Annotated in this window: 18 protein-coding genes; 14 read left to right on the top strand and 4 right to left on the bottom strand. The window is 73.0% G+C overall.

Features of this window, described 5'->3' with window-relative positions; translation table 11 throughout:
- The first annotated feature begins 72 nt into the window (after window positions 1–72).
- The 4 genes from ACFFR3_RS47835 to ACFFR3_RS47820 all read left to right on the top strand — a co-directional run bounded on the left by ACFFR3_RS47835 (window position 73) and on the right by ACFFR3_RS47820 (window position 2,713).
- On the top strand, window positions 73–915 hold the full coding sequence (locus ACFFR3_RS47835) for a helix-turn-helix transcriptional regulator (protein ID WP_364374832.1): 843 nt from the start codon (window positions 73–75) through the stop codon (window positions 913–915).
- 237 nt (window positions 916–1,152) lie between these two features.
- On the top strand, window positions 1,153–1,380 hold the full coding sequence (locus ACFFR3_RS47830; RefSeq protein ID WP_345406091.1) for a hypothetical protein: 228 nt from the start codon (window positions 1,153–1,155) through the stop codon (window positions 1,378–1,380).
- A complete protein-coding gene (locus ACFFR3_RS47825) occupies window positions 1,377–2,072 on the top strand; it encodes an ATP-binding cassette domain-containing protein (RefSeq protein ID WP_345406088.1) in 696 nt (231 codons plus the stop codon). Before ACFFR3_RS47830 ends, ACFFR3_RS47825 begins: the two co-directional genes overlap by 4 nt.
- Window positions 2,069–2,713, top strand: a complete 645-nt coding sequence (locus ACFFR3_RS47820; protein ID WP_379485349.1) for an ABC-2 membrane transporter-related protein — start codon at window positions 2,069–2,071, stop codon at window positions 2,711–2,713. The genes ACFFR3_RS47825 and ACFFR3_RS47820 overlap by 4 nt, the downstream gene beginning before the upstream one ends.
- Here ACFFR3_RS47820 and ACFFR3_RS47815 read toward each other — a convergent pair.
- Window positions 2,710–3,603 (bottom strand): SDR family oxidoreductase, encoded by an 894-nt coding sequence (locus ACFFR3_RS47815; RefSeq protein ID WP_379485348.1) that lies wholly within the window; start codon window positions 3,601–3,603, stop codon window positions 2,710–2,712. The two genes, ACFFR3_RS47820 and ACFFR3_RS47815, sit on opposite strands and share 4 nt — an antisense overlap.
- A gap of 96 nt (window positions 3,604–3,699) precedes the next feature.
- On the opposite strand from ACFFR3_RS47815, the gene ACFFR3_RS47810 reads away from it, so the two are divergent.
- From ACFFR3_RS47810 to ACFFR3_RS47800, 3 genes are all read left to right on the top strand, one after another.
- Window positions 3,700–4,257: a TetR/AcrR family transcriptional regulator gene (locus ACFFR3_RS47810; RefSeq protein ID WP_345406085.1), complete on the top strand. Its 558-nt coding sequence runs from the start codon at window positions 3,700–3,702 to the stop codon at window positions 4,255–4,257.
- A gap of 69 nt (window positions 4,258–4,326) precedes the next feature.
- Window positions 4,327–5,184: a TrmH family RNA methyltransferase gene (locus tag ACFFR3_RS47805; RefSeq protein WP_364374817.1), complete on the top strand. Its 858-nt coding sequence runs from the start codon at window positions 4,327–4,329 to the stop codon at window positions 5,182–5,184.
- A 70-nt stretch (window positions 5,185–5,254) separates the two neighbouring features.
- A complete protein-coding gene (locus ACFFR3_RS47800; RefSeq protein WP_345409855.1) occupies window positions 5,255–5,983 on the top strand; it encodes an rRNA methyltransferase in 729 nt (242 codons plus the stop codon).
- A 41-nt stretch (window positions 5,984–6,024) separates the two neighbouring features.
- Here ACFFR3_RS47800 and ACFFR3_RS47795 read toward each other — a convergent pair whose 3' ends face one another.
- Both ACFFR3_RS47795 and ACFFR3_RS47790 read right to left on the bottom strand, forming a co-directional pair.
- Entirely contained in the window at window positions 6,025–7,350 is a 1,326-nt protein-coding gene (locus tag ACFFR3_RS47795) for an MFS transporter (protein WP_379485347.1), read from the bottom strand.
- A 61-nt stretch (window positions 7,351–7,411) separates the two neighbouring features.
- Complete coding sequence (locus tag ACFFR3_RS47790) at window positions 7,412–7,864, bottom strand: hypothetical protein (protein ID WP_345406076.1); 453 nt, start codon at window positions 7,862–7,864, stop codon at window positions 7,412–7,414.
- A gap of 371 nt (window positions 7,865–8,235) precedes the next feature.
- Between ACFFR3_RS47790 and ACFFR3_RS47785 the strand changes: the two genes are divergently transcribed.
- The 7 genes from ACFFR3_RS47785 to ACFFR3_RS47755 all read left to right on the top strand — a co-directional run bounded on the left by ACFFR3_RS47785 (window position 8,236) and on the right by ACFFR3_RS47755 (window position 17,553).
- Entirely contained in the window at window positions 8,236–9,273 is a 1,038-nt protein-coding gene (locus tag ACFFR3_RS47785; RefSeq protein WP_345406073.1) for a tripartite tricarboxylate transporter substrate-binding protein, read from the top strand.
- 2 nt (window positions 9,274–9,275) lie between these two features.
- A complete protein-coding gene (locus ACFFR3_RS47780; RefSeq protein WP_345406070.1) occupies window positions 9,276–9,734 on the top strand; it encodes a tripartite tricarboxylate transporter TctB family protein in 459 nt (152 codons plus the stop codon).
- 21 nt (window positions 9,735–9,755) lie between these two features.
- Window positions 9,756–11,261, top strand: a complete 1,506-nt coding sequence (locus ACFFR3_RS47775) for a tripartite tricarboxylate transporter permease (RefSeq protein WP_364374806.1) — start codon at window positions 9,756–9,758, stop codon at window positions 11,259–11,261.
- A 60-nt stretch (window positions 11,262–11,321) separates the two neighbouring features.
- Entirely contained in the window at window positions 11,322–12,080 is a 759-nt protein-coding gene (locus ACFFR3_RS47770; protein WP_379485346.1) for an NAD(P)-binding domain-containing protein, read from the top strand.
- A gap of 60 nt (window positions 12,081–12,140) precedes the next feature.
- On the top strand, window positions 12,141–12,698 hold the full coding sequence (locus ACFFR3_RS47765) for a helix-turn-helix domain-containing protein (RefSeq protein ID WP_345406061.1): 558 nt from the start codon (window positions 12,141–12,143) through the stop codon (window positions 12,696–12,698).
- Entirely contained in the window at window positions 12,695–13,951 is a 1,257-nt protein-coding gene (locus tag ACFFR3_RS47760) for an MFS transporter (RefSeq protein WP_379485345.1), read from the top strand. The genes ACFFR3_RS47765 and ACFFR3_RS47760 overlap by 4 nt, the downstream gene beginning before the upstream one ends.
- 155 nt (window positions 13,952–14,106) lie before the next feature.
- Entirely contained in the window at window positions 14,107–17,553 is a 3,447-nt protein-coding gene (locus ACFFR3_RS47755) for a glycosyl hydrolase family 95 catalytic domain-containing protein (RefSeq protein WP_379485344.1), read from the top strand.
- On the opposite strand, the gene ACFFR3_RS47750 is transcribed toward ACFFR3_RS47755, so the two are convergent.
- Window positions 17,522–18,235, bottom strand: coding sequence for an SDR family oxidoreductase (locus ACFFR3_RS47750; protein WP_345406052.1), 714 nt, complete (start codon window positions 18,233–18,235; stop codon window positions 17,522–17,524). The genes ACFFR3_RS47755 and ACFFR3_RS47750 overlap by 32 nt on opposite strands.
- Window positions 18,236–18,274 lie beyond the last annotated feature (39 nt).

Here is an 18,274-nt window from a genome sequence, read left to right as displayed (position 1 = left end):
CGGAAGAGACGTCCTTATCCGGGGACGTGCCGTCCCTGGCTACGCCACCACGGCATCGGGCATGGTGGAGGGGTGGACAGAGCTGAGCTGGCCGACTTCCTGCGCCATCGCCGTACCCGGCTGATGCCCGCCGACGTGGGCCTGTCGCGAGGCGCGCGGCGCCGCACGCCGGGGCTGCGCCGCGAGGAGGTGGCGCAGCTGGCCGGCATGTCCACCGACCACTACACGCGTCTGGAGCAGGCCAGGGGGTCGCGGCCGTCGCGCCAGATGCTCGCCGCCGTGGCCCGCGCGCTGCGGCTGTCGCGAGACGAGCGTGACCACCTGTTCTTCCTGGCCGGCGAGGAGCCGCCACGCGACCGTCCGGCCACCGAGCATGTGCGTCCAGGCCTGCTGCTCATCCTCGACCGGCTGGTGGACACGCCGGCGCAGGTGGTCAACGATCTGGGCGACGTGCTGGCGCAGAACGCGATGGGCAAGGCGCTGCACGGCGACGTGTCCGCCCTGCCGGAGGCTGAGCGCAACCTCATCTGGCGCTTCTTCGCCGTGCCCGCCGCGCGTGAGCTGTTCCCGCCAGAGGAGCGGGAGCGGGCGGCGCGGACGGCGGTGGCGGATCTGCGCGCCACCTGCGCCCGCCGCCCTGGCAACGCGCGGGCGGCCGAGCTGGCGCGCCGGTTGTGCGCCCGCAGCACGGAGTTCGCCGCGCTATGGGGCGATCATGAGGTAGCGGTGCGCCGCAGCGACACCAAGCTCTTCGCCCACCCGGTGGTCGGCCTGTTGGAGCTGGACTGCGAGGTGATGCTGAGCCCCGAGCACGACCAGCGGCTGATCGTGCACACCGCCCGTCCGGGCACCGAGGCACACGAGCGGCTGCAGCTGCTGCGCGTGGTCGGCTTGCAGGACCTGACCCGCCCCTGACCGCTCAGAGGTCGAACGGAGCCGGCCCGGAGGCGTCTGGACGTCTCGTGCGCGAACGGGGGCAAGGGTGGGTGCGAAAGTGCGGGTGAGCCGCTCGTCCGGCCGGTAGGCGGGCCTGCCGGGGTCGCCGGCGGCGGCCAACGACGTCCACGCCGACCTGACCACGCCGCCGGATCCTCACCCGGCGCGAACCGTTCATGCCGCTCGCCCGACTGTGCTGGGTGACGGAAGGACGAGATGACCGAGACCGAGGAGCCGCGCCTGCCGGCGCGGGACGTGACGGACCGGCCGGCGCGGTCGCGCGCCGGCCGGGCACGGGCGGTGGCGGCGCTGCCGGCCTGGTACGGCGGCCGGCTGGTGACGCGGAGGGTGGCGCTGTTCGCCACGGACCGGCTGATCGCCGCCTGGCCGGCCCTGGCACTACTGCGCCGCCTGCACGAGCTGACCGAACGGGAGGAGCGGTGAACGCGCTGGAGACGCACGACCTGGGCAGACGTCATGGGCGGCGGTGGGCGCTGCGGGAGGCGAGCGTCACGGTGCCGGAGGGGGCCAGGGCGGCGCTGGTCGGGCCCAACGGAGCGGGCAAGTCGACACTGCTGAACCTGGTGTCGGGCCTGCTGGAGCCCACCACCGGCCGGATCGAGATCTTCGGCGGGCCGCTGGAGCCGGCGGCGGTCGCGTTCGTGGCGCAGGACAAGCCGCTCTACCGCCGCTGGAGCGTCGCCGACCTGCTGCGCTTCGGCGCCGCCACCAACCCCCGCTGGGACGGCGCCGCCGCCCGGTCGCTGCTGGCCGGGCACGGCATCGGCTCGCGCGAGCGCGTGGACCGGCTGTCCGGCGGCCGGCGCACGCTGGTCGCGCTGGCGCTGGCCGTCGGCAAGCGGGCCGGGCTGGTGGTGCTGGACGAGCCGCTGGCCGAGCTGGACCCGCTGACCCGCATGGAGGTGATGAGCGTGGTCCGCGACCTGCCCGCCACCGTGCTGCTGTCCTCGCACATCCTGGCCGACCTGGCCGAGGTGTGCGATCACCTGATCCTGCTGGGCGCCGGCCGCGTGCGTTTGTGCGGCGGCTTCGGCGACCTGCTGCGCGACCACCCCGCGACCGGCCTGGAGGACCTCGTGCTGCACTACCTGCGCAACCCCGAGGAGGCCCGGTGAGCGGGCTGCTGTGGGTGGCCTGGCGCGGGCAGCGGGCCCAGGCCGCCGCCATCGCGGCGCTGCTCGTGCTGTACGGCGCCGGCGTGGCGGCCGAGCGGCTGGAACCGGGCCTGGCCGGGCTCACCTTCCAGCTGTCGGGCTTCCTGGCCGGTGCGATCTGCCTGATCTGGGGTGCGCCGCTGGTCGCCCGCGAGTTCGAGGCCGGCACCCACAAGCTGGCCTGGACGCAGAGCGTGTCGCGGGGGCGCTGGCTGCTGGCCGTCGTCGCGGTGGCGGCGGCCGGGGCCGTGGCGGCGAACGCCGTCCTGGCCGGGATGCTGGGCTGGTTCCTGCCGGAGGTGGGGGGTGAGGTCATGGCGTGGCCGTACTACGAGAGTCACGGGCCGGTCCCGTTCGGCAGGTCGCTGCTGGCGCTGGCGCTCGGTGTCGCGCTCGGTGCGGCCACCCGGCACACCCGGATCGCGATGCCGCTGTCGGTGCTGCTGGTGGGGGCCGGGCAGCTGGTGGCGCGGGCCTTGCGTGCGCGGTCGGAGCTGCCGTTCTGGCCGTTGCAGTGGGCCGAGACCGCCGTGCACCTGGTGCTTGCCATGGCGCTGGTCGGGGTGACGTACGTGGTGATCCGGGCTCGTGCCCGGTTCTAGCCCCGGCCGTATGCTCCCGCGTTCAGGTCCTCGATGAGGGTCGGGCCGGTGGGGTGCCAGCCGAGGAGGTCCTGGGTGATGGCGCTGGACGCGGTGAAGTGGCCAGAGAAGAAGGCGGCGATCCAGCCGAAGTGGCCGGGGACGTCGTCCGGGTCGATGGAGGAGACCGGCAGGCCGAAGACGCGGCCGATGGCTTCGGCGATCTCGCGGGTGGTGACGCCCTGCTCGGCGATGGCGTGGACGCGGCTGCCCGCGGGCGCCTTGTCGAGTGCGAGCGTGACCAGGCGGGCGGCGTCGGAGACGTGGACGGCGGACCAGCGGTTGGCGCCGTCGCCCGGGTAGCCGGAGACGCCCTTGTCGCGCGCGACGCCGGCGATGACGGAGATGAAGCCGTGGTCGCCGGTGCCGTGGACGGTGGGGGCGAAGCGCAGGCTCACCGCGCGGACGCCGCGTTCGGCGTACCCCAAGGCGAGGTTCTCGGTGCCGCCGCGCGGCGAGTCGGGGCCGTGGAAGGGCGAGGGGACGTCCTCGGTGAGCACCCCGTCGGTGAAGCCGGCGATGCCGGAGGCGAGCAGGAACGGCCGGTCGCTGCCTTCGAGGGTGTCGCAGAGGGTCTGGACGGCGGCGCGCTCGGCGGCGTTGGTGCCGGCCAGGTCGCTCCAGTCGTGCTTGTTGGCCAGGTGGATGACGGCCTCGGCCGCCTCGGCGCCGGCGCGCAGGCCGTCGAGGTCGTCGAGGTCGCCGCGGTGGACGTGGGCGCCCTTGGCCTCCAGCGCGGCGGCGGAGGCGTCGGACCTGGCCAGGCCGGTGACCTTGTGCCCGGCGGCGAGCAGGTCGTCGACGACGGCCGAGCCGATCCAGCCGGTGGCTCCGGTGACGAAAACGTGCATGGGTGTACTCCTCGCAAAGTCATGTCAGCGACTGACGTCAGTGACTGACATAGCTTAACCCTCATGTCGGTCGCTGTCATCACTAGACTCGGGCGCATGGTGCGTTGGGAACCGGGAACCCCCGAACGACTGCAGCGTGCGGCGCTCGAGCTGTTCGCCACCCGCGGCTACGAGGAGACGACGGCCGCGGAGATCGCGCAGGCGGTCGGGCTGACCGAGCGCACGTTCTTCCGCCACTTCAAGGACAAGCGCGAGGCCCTCTTCCACGGCCAGGACCTGCTGGAGAAGGCGTTCCTCGAGGGCGTGGCGGCCGCGCCCGAGCAGGCGTCGCCGCTGGAGATGGTGAGCGCCGCCCTGCGTGCGGTGTCGTCGTCGTTCCCCGACGAGCGCCGCTCCCTGTCGCGCACCCGCCAGGACGTCATCGACCGCAACCCCGCCCTGCAGGAGCGCGAGCGGCACAAGCTGGCGTCGCTGGCCGCCACGATCGCCGAGGCGCTGCGCGCGCGTGGCGTCGGCGAGCCGGCCGCCACGCTGGCCGCGCAGTCGGGCATCACGGTGTTCGGGGTCGCGTTCCTGCGCTGGATCGACGAGGAGCGCCCGCTCGACGCCATCATGCAGGACGTCCTCGGCGAGCTGCGCACCGTCCTGCGCTGACACCCGCACGCCCGGCCGTCCGGTCATCGAGTTGCCGTACCGGGTGGAACTGCTCCTATCCTGTACGGCGTGATCGATCGGGGGCAGCCGGTGCCGGCGCATGTACGCATCACGCGGGCGAATGCGCGCTTTCAGCAGTGGCAGGCCCTGCTGGGCAACCGGAACAAGCGGCAGCGGGCCAGGGAGTTCGTCGTCCAGGGCGTACGGCCGATCAGCCTGGCGGTCGAGTTCGGCTGGCCGGTGCGGGCGCTGCTGTTCGACGCCGAGCGGCCGCTGTCGGGCTGGGCCAGGGAGATGCTGGAGGCGGCCGGGGCCGAGCGGGTGGCCACCGCCCCCGAACTGCTGCGGCAGCTGGGCGAGAAGGACGAGGACGTTCCCGAGCTGATCGCGGTCGCCGAACTGCCCGACGACGACCTGTCGCGCATCAAGGTCGGGCCCGCCTTCCTGGGCGCGGTGTTCGACCGGCCCAACAACCCCGGCAACATCGGCACGATGGCCCGGTCGCTGGACGCGTTCGGCGGCACCGGGCTGATCGTCACCGGGCACGCCGCCGACCCCTACGATCCCCGCTCGGTGCGGGCCTCCACCGGATCGCTGCTGGCGCTGCCGGTCGTGCGCTGCTCCTCGCACCGCGAGGTGCTCGCCTGGGTGGACGACCTGCGCGCCCGGGGGCTGCCGCTCACGGTGGTGGGCACCGACGAGAAGGGCGAGCGCGACCTCGCCGACCTCGACCTGACCGGCCCGACCCTGCTGGTCATCGGCAACGAGACCAGCGGGCTGAGCGCGGGGTGGCGGCAGGCGTGCGACATCATGGCGCGCATCCCGATGGCCGGCGCCGCCAGCTCGCTCAACGCCGCCAGCGCCGCCACCGTCACCCTGTACGAGGCCGCCCGCCAGCGGCGCACCGGCGGGACCGGCCCCGCATGACCTCCCGCCGGCGCCGCGGCGAGGTCGGGCGGTCCCGCGCGTGCCGAGGCGGGGAGAGCCGGTCGTCCCTATGAGTTACCGGTATGCGACCGTTGCGCGCGACTACCAGGATCTGGCCAGCGGGTCGGTGCTGCATTCCGCGCCGGGGTTTCCCGCGTTCCCGGTCCGGCTGGCGAGCGAGATCTTTCAGCGGGCGCTGGACCTGCGCGGCGACAGGCATCCGGCCACGCTGTGGGACCCGTGCTGCGGCAGCGGTTATCTGCTGACCGTGACGGCGCTGCTGCACCGGCCGGTCATCGCCTCGGTGCTGGCCTCCGACCTCGACCCTCGGGCGGTCGATCTGGCCGGGCGCAACCTCGCCCTGCTGAGCGGGTCCGGGCTGGCCTCTCGTGCCGCCGACCTGCGCGAGCGCTCCGCCCGGTTCGGCAAGCCGGCGTACGGTGACGCGGCCCAGGCCGCCGACCGGCTCGCCGCCGGTCTCGAGACCGGCGGCGGCGACGTCCCGTACGCGGCCCGCCAGGCGGACGTGTTCGACGCCGGCCGGCTCAGGCAGGCGCTCGGCTCCTGCGCGCCCGACATCGCGATCACTGACGTCCCCTACGGCGAGCAGACCCACTGGGGCGGCCCTGGCGCGGCGGCGGGCGTCCCCGGCATGGTGGAGGCGCTGACCGCTGTGCTGCCGCGGGGCGGTGTGCTCGCGGTGACAGTACGAGGCCGCAAGGTGCCCATGGACGGTGGCCGCCGCCCGGACACCTCCTTCAAGATCGGCACCCGCGCCGTCGCGCTGTTCCGCGCCTGAGAACGCGCCTGAGACCACGCCTGAGAACGCGGCCCGTCCGCTCAGTCGTGGGCGATGTGCAGGAGCTGCCGCCACAGCAGCACCACGAACGCCGCCGACCCGGCGAAGGCGAACCAGAACGGCGCCGCCACCCCCAGGTGAGTGGCCAGGGTGCCGCCGATGAGCGAGCCGACGACCAGGCCGAAGTAGACGCAGATGGTGTTGACACTGCCCACCCGGCCCTGCAGCTCCTGGGGGACGGCGCGCTGGCGGACGGTGACCGACGTGGTGCCCCAGATGAAGGCGTGCGCGCCGAAGACGAGGAAGATGCCGCCGGCGACCCACGGCGAGTGGGTCAGGGCCAGGCCGAGGTGGGTGAGGGTCTCGATGACGAGCCCGATCCGCATCAGCGCGCCGAGGCTCACCCTGCGGGTGATGGCGCCGTACAGGCTGGTGCCGATGAGGCCGCCGATCCCGCTGATGGTGGTCATCAGGCCGAAGCCGATGGGGCCCAGGCCGAGCTGCTCCTGGGTGTAGAGGACGAGCACGGACCAGGCGGCGCCGAAGGTGAAGTTGAAGATCAGGATGGTGAGCGCGAGGGTGCGGACGGCGGCGTGCCTGATCGTCCACCGGAAGGCGTCGAGGAGCTCGCGCACGACGCCACCCCCGGACCGGGCATCGGCGCCTGCCAGAGGGCCGGCCGCGGTATCGGCTTCAGCGTCGACCGCAGGGTCGGCCGCGGGGTCGGCCGCGGGGCCTGGTTCAGTGTCGAGGGTGCGGGCGCGGTGGCCGTGGGGTGGCAGCGTGACCCGCGAGACCAGCACCATCCCGGCCAGCACCAGCAGCAGCTGCCCGGCGAACGGCCAGGTCAGGCCGAGCCCGATCAGCGCCGCGCCGACGGGCGGCCCGGCGAGCTGGTTGAGCGTGATGAACCCGGTGCCCAGGCGGGCGTTGGCGACGGTCAGGTCGTCGCGGGCGACCAGCATGGGCGTCAGCGTGGAGGTGGCGTTGTCGGCGAACACCTCGGCGACCGACCGCAGCGACAGCGCGATGAGCGCCGTCGTCACGGTGAGGGTGCCGGTCAGCAGCAACACCACGAGCACGGCCAGCACCACCGCGCGGGCGGCGTTGGCGGCGAGGACGATCGTGCGCCGGTCGTGCCGGTCGGACAGCACGCCCGCGTACAGGCCGAACAGCAGCGGCGGCGCCCAGCTGACCAGGGCCGACAGGGAGATGAGCAGCGGGTCACGGGTGAGCGTGGCGATCAGCAGCGGCCCGGCCGCGGCGGCGAGCCCGTCGCCGAGATTCGTCAGCCAGCTCGAGGCCAGCAACCATCGGAAACCTGTGCCGAGGCGTGCGGGCAGCACGCGTTCCATCACTGTGACCACGAGCGCACAACCCTACGATCCGGCCCTGAGCGGGGGCAACGCATTTTCCGGGGGGCCGGGCTCAGGAAAGGACGAGGGTTTCTTGCACCCGGCGCGACCGCGCGAGATAGGCCATGCCCACGATGCCGGGCAGCGAATCGATGACGACGCCGATCGGTGACTTCATGCCGAGGAAATACCAGATGAGCAGGAAGACGACCGTGGAAATGGCCCAGACGGCGTTGTTGACGACGGCGGACTTGCGTTTGTTGAGGATGAGCCGCATCACCACGACGCTGTATGCGGCGAGGAAGACGTTGCTGACGACGTAGAAGATGATGGAGCCCCACGGCGCGGGCTCGCTGAGGCCGCCGAGCGCGGGGTTGGCGTTGACGATGACGGCGGCCAGCGCCAGCCCGAGCCCGTGCACGATGAGGATGCCGTGGGCGACGACGTAGGCGGCCAGCAGGCCGCCGACCCGCCGTGGCGCGGGCCCGGCCGGCGCCGCGGGCTCGGCTTCGTACGGGCGCGGCATCGTCCTTGCGTCCCCCTTCGGGCCCCGGGGCGAAAGGCGGCCACGGGTCGGCGTCTTTCGGCAGCCTGTCAGAGTTCGCGGCGCCGCACAATCCCGTGCCGACATTGCCGGAAGTCGTTTCCGGATCGTTTCACGGCCCGTATTGCCTGGCCGGGCGCCGCCGGGGATGATGTCGCCGTCAAGGCGCCGCCGGCGGCTCACGGCACGTCCTAAATCAACGCTTGTGTTGAACCGTTAATCTTGCGATTCTTCTCCCATCCGGCGCATTCAACAAACCATTCCTCTCCACCCCCTGGACGCGTCCTCGCAGGAGCCTGCGGGGCCGCGCACGCACACGACCCACGGGCATGCGCTGACGAGGAGGTCGCGATATGACATGGACCAGCAGGTACCGGACCGCCGCGCGGGCGATCGCGGTGATCGGCGCGGCGGCGCTCGTCTCCGCCTGCGCCGGGAACGGCGGCGCGGGAGGCACGGGCGGCACGGCGAGCGGCGGCGGCGGTGCCTACCCCGACCGCACGATCACGTTCGTGGTGCCGTTCAGCGCGGGCGGGCCGACCGACACCGTCACCCGCATGATCGCCGAACCGATGGGCGCCAAGCTCGGCGGCAAGATCGTCGTGCAGAACGTGGAGGGCGCCGGCGGCACGGTCGGCGCGGGCGAGGTGGCGCGCGCCGAACCCGACGGCTACACCGTGCTCATGCACCACATCGGCATGTCCACCGCGCCCGCCCTCTACCAGGATCTCGGCTACCAGCCGCTGGAGAGCTTCGAGATGGTCGGGCTGGTCACCGAGGTGCCGATGACGGTGGTGGCGCGCAAGGACTTCGAGCCCGCCACGCTGCAGGACCTGGTGACGTACGTGAAGGCCAACGCGAGCAAGGTGACGCTGGCCAACGCCGGCATCGGCGCCGCCTCCCACCTGTGCGGGCTGCTGTTCCAGACGGCCGCGGGCGTCAAGCTGCAGGAGGTCCCGTACGAGGGCACCGGCCCGGCGCTGACGGACCTGGTCGGCGGGCAGGTCGACTTCATGTGCGACCAGACCACCAACACCAGCGGCCAGATCTCCGCCAAAGAGGTGAAGGTGTACGCCGTCACCACCCCCGAGCGGGTCGGCAGCCTGCCGGACGTGCCCACCACGGCCGAGGCCGGGCTGCCGCAGCTCGAGGTCAGCGTCTGGCACGGCCTCTACGCCCCGAAGGGCACCCCGCCCGACGTGGTGAGCAAGCTGTCGGAGGCGTTGAAGACGGCGCTGGCCGACCAGAAGGTCATCGACCAGATGGCCAAGCTCGGCACCGCGCCCGTCCCCGCCGAGGACGCCACCCCTGAGGCGCACAGGACGAAGCTGCAGGAGCAGCTCGGCACCTGGGCCAAGGTCATCGCCGACGCGGGCGTCAAGGCCGGCTGAGCATGCGGGCACGACGCTCCTGGCCGGACGTCCTGGCCGGCGCGATCTTCGTCGTCATCGGCGCCGTGTTCGCGGCGGGCGCGCTCGGCTACGAGCTGGGCAGCCCGCTGCGGATGGGGCCCGGCGCCTTCCCGCTGCTGGTCGGCGTCATCGTGGCCGGTCTCGGCCTGGCGATCGTGGTCAAGGGCCTGATCGCGGGCGAGGTGATCGCCTTCGGCGGCGTGCCGTGGCGGGCCATCGCCGCCATCACGATCGCGCTGGTGTTCTTCGGCTTCACCGTACGCGGGCTCGGCTTCGTGCCCACGGCGGCGGTGACCGCGCTGCTGACCGCGCTGGCCGGCCGCGTACGGCTGCTGACGGCCGTCGCGGTGGCGGCCGGTCTGACGGTGGCCGCCACCCTCATCTTCGTCGTCGGACTGCAGCTGCGGATCCCGCTCGTGGGCCCGTGGCTGGGCGCCTGACGCGCAACCGGATCTTGGGGTATGGACCTTCTCGACAATCTCGCGCTGGGCTTCTCCACGGCCCTCCTCATCCAGAACGTCCTCTACTGCTTCGTCGGCGTGCTGCTCGGCACCGCCGTCGGCGTGCTGCCCGGCATCGGGCCGACGGCGACGGTGGCGATGCTGCTGCCGATCACGTTCACGTTCGAGCCGGTCACCGCGCTGATCATGCTGGCCGGCATCTACTACGGCGCCCAGTACGGCGGCTCGACCACCGCCATCCTCATCAACCTGCCGGGCGAGTCGTCGGCGGCGGTCACCGCGCTCGACGGCCACGAGATGGCCCGGCAGGGCCGCGCGGGCCCGGCGCTGGCCACGGCCGCGATCGGGTCGTTCATCGCCGGCACGGTCGCCACCGTCGTGCTGGCCGTCGCCGCGCCGCCGCTGGCCAGGGTGGCGCTGCAGTTCGGGCCCGCGGAGTACTTCTCGCTGGTGCTGCTCGGCCTCATCGTCTCGATCGCGCTGGCCCGCGGCACGGCGCTCAAGGCGCTGGCGATGATCGCGCTCGGCGTCCTGCTGGGCACGGTCGGCCAGGACCTCTACACCGGCACCCCCCGGTTCGTGCTCGGCCAGCGCGAGCTGTACGGGGGGATCGACTTCGTCTCGGTGGCCGTCGGCATGTTCGGCGTGGCCGAGATCCTGCGCAACCTGGAGAGCGGGCAGGCCCGTACCGCGATCGTGTCGCGGGTGCGGCACCTGTGGCCGACCCGGGAGGACTGGCGGCGCATCGCCGGCCCGATCCTGCGCGGCACCGGCCTGGGGTCGGCGCTGGGCGTGCTGCCGGGCGGCGGGCACGTGCTGGCCTCGTTCACCTCTTATGCGGTGGAGAAGCGGATCTCGCGGCGGCGGGAGGAGTTCGGGCACGGCGCCATCGAGGGCGTGGCGGGACCGGAGTCGGCCAACAACGCCGCCGCGCAGACCTCGTTCATCCCGCTGCTGACGCTGGGGCTGCCCGCGCATCCGGTGATGGCGCTGATGGTGGGGGCGTTCATCGTGCACGGCATCACGCCGGGCCCGAACGTCATCGTCGAGGAGCCGGCGCTGTTCTGGGGGCTGATCGCCTCGATGTGGATCGGCAACGTGCTGCTGGTGCTGCTGAACCTGCCGCTGATCGGCATGTGGGTGCGGATGTTGCGGATCCCGTACCAGGTGCTGTTCCCGATGATCGTGCTGTTCGCGGCGATCGGGACGTACTCGCTGGGCTTCAACGCCTTCGACGTGTACGCGATCGTGCTGTTCGGCCTGCTCGGCTACGTCCTCATCAAGTGCGGCTGCGAGCCGGCGCCGCTGCTGCTCGGCTTCGTGCTCGGCCCGCTGCTGGAGGAGAACCTGCGCCGCGCGCTGATCATCTCGCGCGGCGACGCGTCGGTGTTCGTGACCCGCCCGATCTCGGCGACCCTGCTGGCCCTGACGGTGCTGGCGCTGGTGGTGGCGGTGCTGCCGGCGATCCGCCGCCGCCGCGAGGTGGTCTTCACCGACGACGACTGACCCCGGCCGAGCGTACGCGATGATGGTCCTCACCCATCACCCGTACCGCGAGGAGCAGTAGTGCGCATCGGCATCATCGGCGTCGGCGAGATCGCCCGGGCCATCGTCACCGGCCTGCTGGAGGGGGACGGCCCGCCGCCCGAGGTGCTGCTGTCGCCGCGCGGCGCGGCCACGGCCGCCGAACTGGCCGCCCGCCACGGCACCGTGCGCGTGTGCGGCGGCAACCAGGAGGTGGCCGACGGCTGCGACGTGCTGATCGTCGCCGTGCGCCCCCAGGACCGGCAGGCCCTGGCCGGTCTGGCCGTCGCCGCCGGCACGGTCGTCGTCAGCCTGATGGCCGGCGTCTCCCTCGCCGAGCTGCGCCGGCTGCTCGCCACCGATGCGCCGCTGGTGCGCGCCATCCCGCTGCCCGCCGTGCGCGAGCGCCGCTCGGTCACCGTCACCTGCCCGCCGCACCCGGTGGCCGACGCGCTGTTCGACCGGCTGGGCGGGGCGCTGCCGGTGGACGACGAGGACGCCTTCAACGTCTTCTCTGCGCTGACGTCCACGCTCACCACCCACTACGCCTACCTGGCCACGCTCAGCTCCTGGGCGTCCGGCCACGGCATCGCGCCCGATCAGGCAGAGCGCTACGTACGGGGCCTGTTCGCCGACCTCGGCCGCTCCCTGTCCGACGAGACCCGCTCGCTCGAGCGGTTGGCCGCCGATCACGAGACGCCGGGCGGCACCAATGAGCGCATCCGCACGACGTGGTTCTCCCCCGCCAACGCCACCGCCCTCCGCGAGGCCCTCGACGCCCTCCTGACCGACCTCACCTGACGCCCGGGCCGATTCGAAAGAGCTATTGCGAAACAGTTCTTTCGAATATAGCGTGGCGACGTGGAGATCAAGGATCCGAAGGCGATGCGTGCGCTCGCCCACCCTCTGCGCATCCGGCTGCTCGAACTGCTCGCCATCGAAGGCCCCGCGACGGCCGCCCGGCTGGCCGAGCTCGTGGCGGAGAGCCCGTCCAACTGCTCCTTCCACCTGCGGGTCCTGGCCAAGTTCGGCTACATCGAGCGCGCGCCTGGCCAGAGCAGGCGCGATCGCCCCTGGCGGCTCGTCGACATCGAGCAGACCTGGGACGCCGAGCAGCCGGACGAGGACGGCCGCTCCGCCGCCTCCGAGCTGAGCCAGGCCTTCCTCGAGTGGGAGACCGCACGGATGAAGGCCGCCGTCACCGCGAAAGTGCCGGAGGAGTGGAAGGGCAGGCTGCCGGGCTGGGGCGCCACGCTCTGGCTGACACCGCAGGAGGCCGAACAGCTCGGGCACGCCTTCGCCCAGCTGATCAAGCCGTACGTCGGGCGCTGGCAGGAACCGGACGCGCGCCCCGCGGAGGGACGTCCCGTCCGGATCTTCCACAACGCCTACCTCCTGCCCGAGCAGGAGGAGCAGTGAGGGCCGCGCTGGCCGACCCGCCGTTCCGGCGGCTGCTCGGCGGCTGGACCATCGGCAACCTCGCCGACAGCGCCCTCTACCTCACGCTGGGGGTGTGGGCCAAGGACCTGTCGGGCAGCAGCAGCGCCGCCGGCCTGGTCTTCCTCGCCCTGGCCGCCCCGGTGGTGCTCTTCCCGCTCATCGGGCTGCTCGCCGACAAGGTGCACCGCAAACCCTTACTGATCTGGGCGAACCTCGCGGGCGCCGCCGTCGCCATGACGCTGCTCGCCGTGCAGACGGCCGGGCAGCTGTGGCTGCTGTACGGCGTCGCCTTCGCGTACGGCGCGCTGGGCCTGGTCAACTCCGCCGCCCAGACCGGCCTGGTACGCGACATGCTGCCGGCCCGCCACCTCGACACGGCCAACGGCCTGCTGACCACGATCGACCAGGGGCTGCGCATCTTCTCCCCCGTCCTCGGCAGCGCCCTGTACGCCGCTTGGGGCGGCGGCGCGCTCGCCGTCGGGGTCGCCGCCTGCCTCATCCTCACGGCGCTCGTGCTCCGCACCGTCCAGGTACGCGAGTCCGCCCCGGAGCCCCGCCGGCCGGAGCACAGCAGGCGGCGGGAGACGGTCGCCGGTCTCCTCCATCTGCGGAGCGTCCCGCTGCTGTGGCGCATGGTGGTGGTGAGCGCGGCGGCCTTCGGCGTCGTCGGCGTCTTCGACTCGTCCTTGTTCGAGCTCGTGGACAAGGGCCTGGGGATGGACGCCGCGTTCTTCGGGGTGCTGATGACCGTCCAGGGGGCGGGCAGCGTGCTGGGCGGCCTGATCGCCGCGCCGGTGCTGCGCCGCCTGGGACCGGTGGCCATGATCGCGGTCGCGCTCGCGCTGCTCGGCTCCGCCGGTCTGGCGATGACCGCCGACCTGGCCGGCGTCCCCCTGCTGCCCGTCGCGGTGGGCGCGCTGTTCGCGGCGGGCGTCGCGATCCCCTGGTTGTCCGTCGCGATGGTGACCACCCGGCAGCGGCTCACGCCCGCCCGGCTGCAGGGACGCGCCGCCGCCGCTAGCAACGTCGCCGTCACCGTGCCGCAGATGGCCTCCATCGCGGCGGGCGCCGCGCTCGTGGCCGTCGTCGACTACCGGTGGGTGATGATCGCGGCAGGTGCGATCCTGCTGCTCTGCGCGCTGGCTCTGACCACGCCCTCGAGCCGGCGGCTCGGGCGAGGCGAGGCCGGCCTGGATGAGGGGCGCGAAGCCGCCGCGTACGCATCCTCCTGACATCGGATCTCTGCAGCGGCGACCTCGGTAACCGCGCAGGTCACCGCCCACGTGGCGGGTCTTCCGGGGGTGAAACATCGGATGCCGCCCTTGTGACGAGCGCGTTACCGGTGTTATCTCTTCGGGGAAGCCCGCATGTGATCGGAGGACCCCGCGTGGCACACCCCCCGTTACGACGACACGCCACCGCACTCGTCACCGCGTTGTCGCTGCTGCTGTGGCCACAGGCACTGCCGGCGGCCGCGCACGCCGGCCCCGCACCCGAAGCGAGCACCGTGCAGACACCCGATGACTTGACCCTCTGGTACGACGAGCCCGCCACCGACTGGGAGACCCAGGCCCTGCCCATCGGCAACGGCCCCCTGGGCGCGATGATCTTCGGCGGGGTGTCGTCGGAGCGCATCCAGTTCAACGAGAAGACGCTGTGGACCGGTGGCCCCGGCTCACCCGGCTACGACTTCGGCAACTGGTCCGGCCCGCGCCCGGGCGCGATCGCCGAGGTCCAGGAGCAGATCGACCGCGAGGGGAAGATGTCCCCCGAGCAGGTCGCCGCCAAGCTCGGCCAGCGCAAGACCGGCTTCGGCGCCTACCAGACCTTCGGCGACCTGCACCTCGATCTGCCCGCCGCCGAGGCGAGCGACTACCGGCGCGAGCTGGACCTGTCCGAGGCGGTGGCCCGCGTCGCCTACACCGCGGGCGGTGTCCGGCACCAGCGCGAGTACTTCGCCTCCAACCCCGGCAACGTCATCGTCGCCCGGCTGGGCGCCGACCGGCCCGGCCAGGTGTCGTTCACGCTACGCCACACCTCGCCGCGCGACGACAAGACCGTCACCGCCGCGGGCGGCCGGCTCACCATCCGGGGCCGGCTGGCGGACAACGGCATGCGCTTCGAGGCGCAGGTGCAGGTGATCACGACCGGCGGCACCCGCAGCGACCAGGGCGACGCCGTTCGGGTCGAGGGCGCCGACAGCGCGGTGCTGGTGCTGTCGGCCGGCACCGACTACGCCGACGCCTACCCCTCCTACCGCGGCGAGGACCCGCACGAACGGGTGACCGCGGCCGTGGACAAGGCAGTGGACAAGGCAGTGGACAAGGCCGTGAATGAGGCCGTGAATGAGGCCGTGAATGAGGCCGACGGCGCCGGGTACGCCGCGCTGCGCCGCGCCCACGTCGCCGACTACCGGGCCCTGTTCGACCGGGTCCGCCTCGACCTCGGCGGGACGATGCCCGCCGTACCGACCGACGAGCTGCGCAGGAACTACACCGGCGGCGCAGACCCCGCCGACCGGGCACTGGAGAAGCTGTTCTTCGCCTACGGCCGCTACCTGCTCATCTCCTCCTCCCGCGAGAACGACGTGCTGCCCGCCAATCTGCAGGGCGTGTGGAACCACTCCACCAGCCCGCCCTGGTCGGCCGACTACCACGTCAACATCAACCTGCAGATGAACTACTGGCTAGCCGAGCAGACCAATCTGCACGAGACGACCGCGCCGTACGACCGCTACATCACCGCGCTGATGCCGCCCGGCCGCGAGAGCGCCCGCGGCATCTACGGGGCGGGCGGCTGGGTGGTCGGCAACGAGACCAACCCGTTCGGCTTCACCGGGGTGCACGACTGGGCGACCGCGTTCTGGTTCCCGGAGGCCGCCGCCTGGACCACCCAGCACCTGTACGACACCTACCGCTTCACCGGCGACGTGACCTACCTGCGCGAGCGGGCGTACCCGGTGATCAAGGGGGCGGCGGAGTTCTGGCTGGACTTCCTGCACACCGACCCGCGCGACGGCAGCCTGGTGGTCTCCCCCAGCTACTCCCCCGAGCACGGCGACTTCTCCGCGGGCGCCGCGATGTCGCAGCAGATCGTCGGCGAGGTGCTCGGCAACGCCGTGGCCGCCGCCGAGAAGCTCGGCGTGGACGAGGAGTTCAGGGCCGAGGCGCGCGCCGCGCTGAAGAAGCTCGACCCGGGCCTGCGCATCGGCTCGTGGGGCCAGTTGCAGGAGTGGAAGAGCGACTGGGACTCCCCGGCCGACACCCACCGGCACGTCTCGCACCTGTACGCGCTGCACCCCGGCAACGGCATCGAGCCGGGCTCGAAGGAGGCCGAGGCGGCCAAGGTATCGCTCAAGGCGCGCGGCGACGGCGGCACCGGCTGGTCCAAGGCCTGGAAGATCAACTTCTGGGCGCGGCTGCTGGACGGCGACCACGCCCACACCATGCTGGCCGAGCAGCTGAAGGGCTCCACGCTGGACAACCTGTGGGACACCCATCCGCCGTTCCAGATCGACGGCAACTTCGGCGCGACCTCGGGCATGGCCGAGATGCTGCTGCAGAGCCAGCATGACGTGCTGCACGTCCTGCCCGCGCTGCCGTCGGCGTGGAAGGACGGCTCGGTGCGCGGCCTGCGCGCCCGCGGCGACGTCACCGTGGACGCCACCTGGTCCGGCGGCGCCCCGGCCACGGTCACCCTGCATCCGGGCAGGACCGGCCGGCTGAGGCTCAAGAGCGCGGTCGTCGAGGGCCGTTACCGGCTGGTGGACGGGCGTGGCCGCGAGGTGAACGCCCGCCGCGAGGGCGACACCCTCACCTTCGACGCCCGCGCGGGGCAGAGCTACACGCTGCGCAACGAGGTGGCCGTCTCCCTGGAGGCGCCCGCCTCCGCCCAGCCCGGCGTCGCCTTCGAGGCCGGGGTGAGCGTGCAGGCGCCGGGGCGGCGGGCCGTACCGGCCGCCGAGGTCACGCTGACCGCCCCGAGCGGCTGGACGGTCACGCCGGGCACCCGCAGCCTGCCGGGCGTGCCGGGCGGCGGGAAGCGGACCGCCGCGTTCACCGTCACGCCGGGCCCCGCCGACGGCGGCCGCACCGCCGTGCTGTCCGCGACGGTCACCGGCGGCTCGTGGAAGGGCGCCGCCACGGCCGTCCTCGCCCTCGACCCCTGCGCCCCGGCTCCCGCCGGCTCGGCCGTGGTGGCCTGGGATCCCCGGGAGGGCGCCACCGTCGAGGACGCCTCGGGCAACGGCCGCCATGCCAAGATCGCCGGCGGGGACCCGGCCTACGACGCCACCGCGCCGTCGGGCAGCGGCCTGCTGCTGGACGGGAGCACCTACCTGACCACCGAGCCCACCACGCTCGGCCTGCTGCGCGAGGCCACTTTCGCCGCCGAGGTGAAGGTGGGCGGCAGCGGCTACCGGCGGTTGTTCGACTCGCAGCCGTCCGGCGACCCGGGCACCGACGGCGTGCTCATCGACCTCACGCCCGAGGGCAAGGTCCGCTTCATCGGCGCCGGCGCCGGCGTCACCCTGGACGCGGCCCTGCCCACCGGCCGGTGGCTGGACGTGGTGGTCACCTTGGACCGCACCGGCGCGCTGACCCTCTATGTGGACGGCGAGCGCGCCGCCACCGGCCAGGTCACCTCCGGCGGCACCTCCGGGGGCATCGCGGGCTGCACCGCCAGGCCGCTGCGGTTCGGCGCCGACCAGAACGGCGGCCAGCGCCTGACCGGCGGCGTCGACCGGGCCGCGATCATCGCTCGCGCCCTGACCGCTCAGGAGGTGGGGAACTGGCGTGAGCTGATCACGCCGGCTGGCCGATCGGCCGGACGGTGATCGTGTTGAGGTCCACCCCGTCCGGCTGGCCGAGCGCGTGGCAGATCGCCTCGGCCACCGGGCCGGGCGGCAGCGCGAACGGCGGCACCTCGCCGTCCATCCAGAACGGCGTGTCGATGATGCCGGGGTTGACCAGGGTGACGCCGACGCCGCGGTGGGTGGCGTGCAGGCGCAGGTTCTCCGCCAGCCCGGTCACCGCCCACTTGGTGGCCGAGTAGAGGTTGCCCGGGCTGTTCTTCACCCCGACCACGCTGCCGACCAGCACCAGCCGCCCTCGGCTCGCCTCCAGGTGGGTCAGGGCGGCTCTGGCCAGCAGGGCGGGGCCGAGCACGTTGGTGAGCACCATGGGCGGCCACAGTTCGGGGTCGCCCTCGGCCAGCGGGACGCGCCCGCCGTGGACGTGGTCGGCCGAGGTGAACGCGGCGTTGGCCACCGCGCCGTGCAGCGCGCCGAACCGCTCCACGGTCGCGGCCACCGCCCGCCGGGTGTCCTGCCAGTCGGCGGCGTCGGCGATGAGGCCGAGCAGCCGGTCGGGATGACCGGTCTCCTCCAGGAACGTCTTCATCCGCGCCTCGTTGCGGCCGGTGACGGCCACGTGGTGGCCGCGCTCCAGCAGCAGCCGCGCGGCGTGGGCGCCGACGCCGCTGGTGGCGCCGGTGATCAGTACGGTCTTCGCGGTCATGCGTGATCCCCCAAACTCCAACACTCGTGTTGGCGATAC

The sequence above is a fragment of the Nonomuraea salmonea genome (genome assembly GCF_042428605.1).
GTDB lineage: Bacteria > Actinomycetota > Actinomycetes > Streptosporangiales > Streptosporangiaceae > Nonomuraea > Nonomuraea salmonea.
The sequence above is the reverse complement of the archived record's forward strand: the minus strand, read 5'-3'. Positions and strand labels throughout refer to the sequence as shown.

Coding starts and splice junctions, on each gene's coding strand:
- ACFFR3_RS47830 (WP_345406091.1), top strand. CDS start 1,153: ATGACCGAGACCGAGGAGCCGCGCCTGCCGGCGCGGGACGTGACGGAC.
- ACFFR3_RS47815 (WP_379485348.1), bottom strand. CDS start 3,603: ATGCACGTTTTCGTCACCGGAGCCACCGGCTGGATCGGCTCGGCCGTC.
- ACFFR3_RS47810 (WP_345406085.1), top strand. CDS start 3,700: ATGGTGCGTTGGGAACCGGGAACCCCCGAACGACTGCAGCGTGCGGCG.
- ACFFR3_RS47800 (WP_345409855.1), top strand. CDS start 5,255: ATGAGTTACCGGTATGCGACCGTTGCGCGCGACTACCAGGATCTGGCC.
- ACFFR3_RS47790 (WP_345406076.1), bottom strand. CDS start 7,864: ATGCCGCGCCCGTACGAAGCCGAGCCCGCGGCGCCGGCCGGGCCCGCG.
- ACFFR3_RS47785 (WP_345406073.1), top strand. CDS start 8,236: ATGACATGGACCAGCAGGTACCGGACCGCCGCGCGGGCGATCGCGGTG.
- ACFFR3_RS47780 (WP_345406070.1), top strand. CDS start 9,276: ATGCGGGCACGACGCTCCTGGCCGGACGTCCTGGCCGGCGCGATCTTC.
- ACFFR3_RS47775 (WP_364374806.1), top strand. CDS start 9,756: ATGGACCTTCTCGACAATCTCGCGCTGGGCTTCTCCACGGCCCTCCTC.
- ACFFR3_RS47750 (WP_345406052.1), bottom strand. CDS start 18,235: ATGACCGCGAAGACCGTACTGATCACCGGCGCCACCAGCGGCGTCGGC.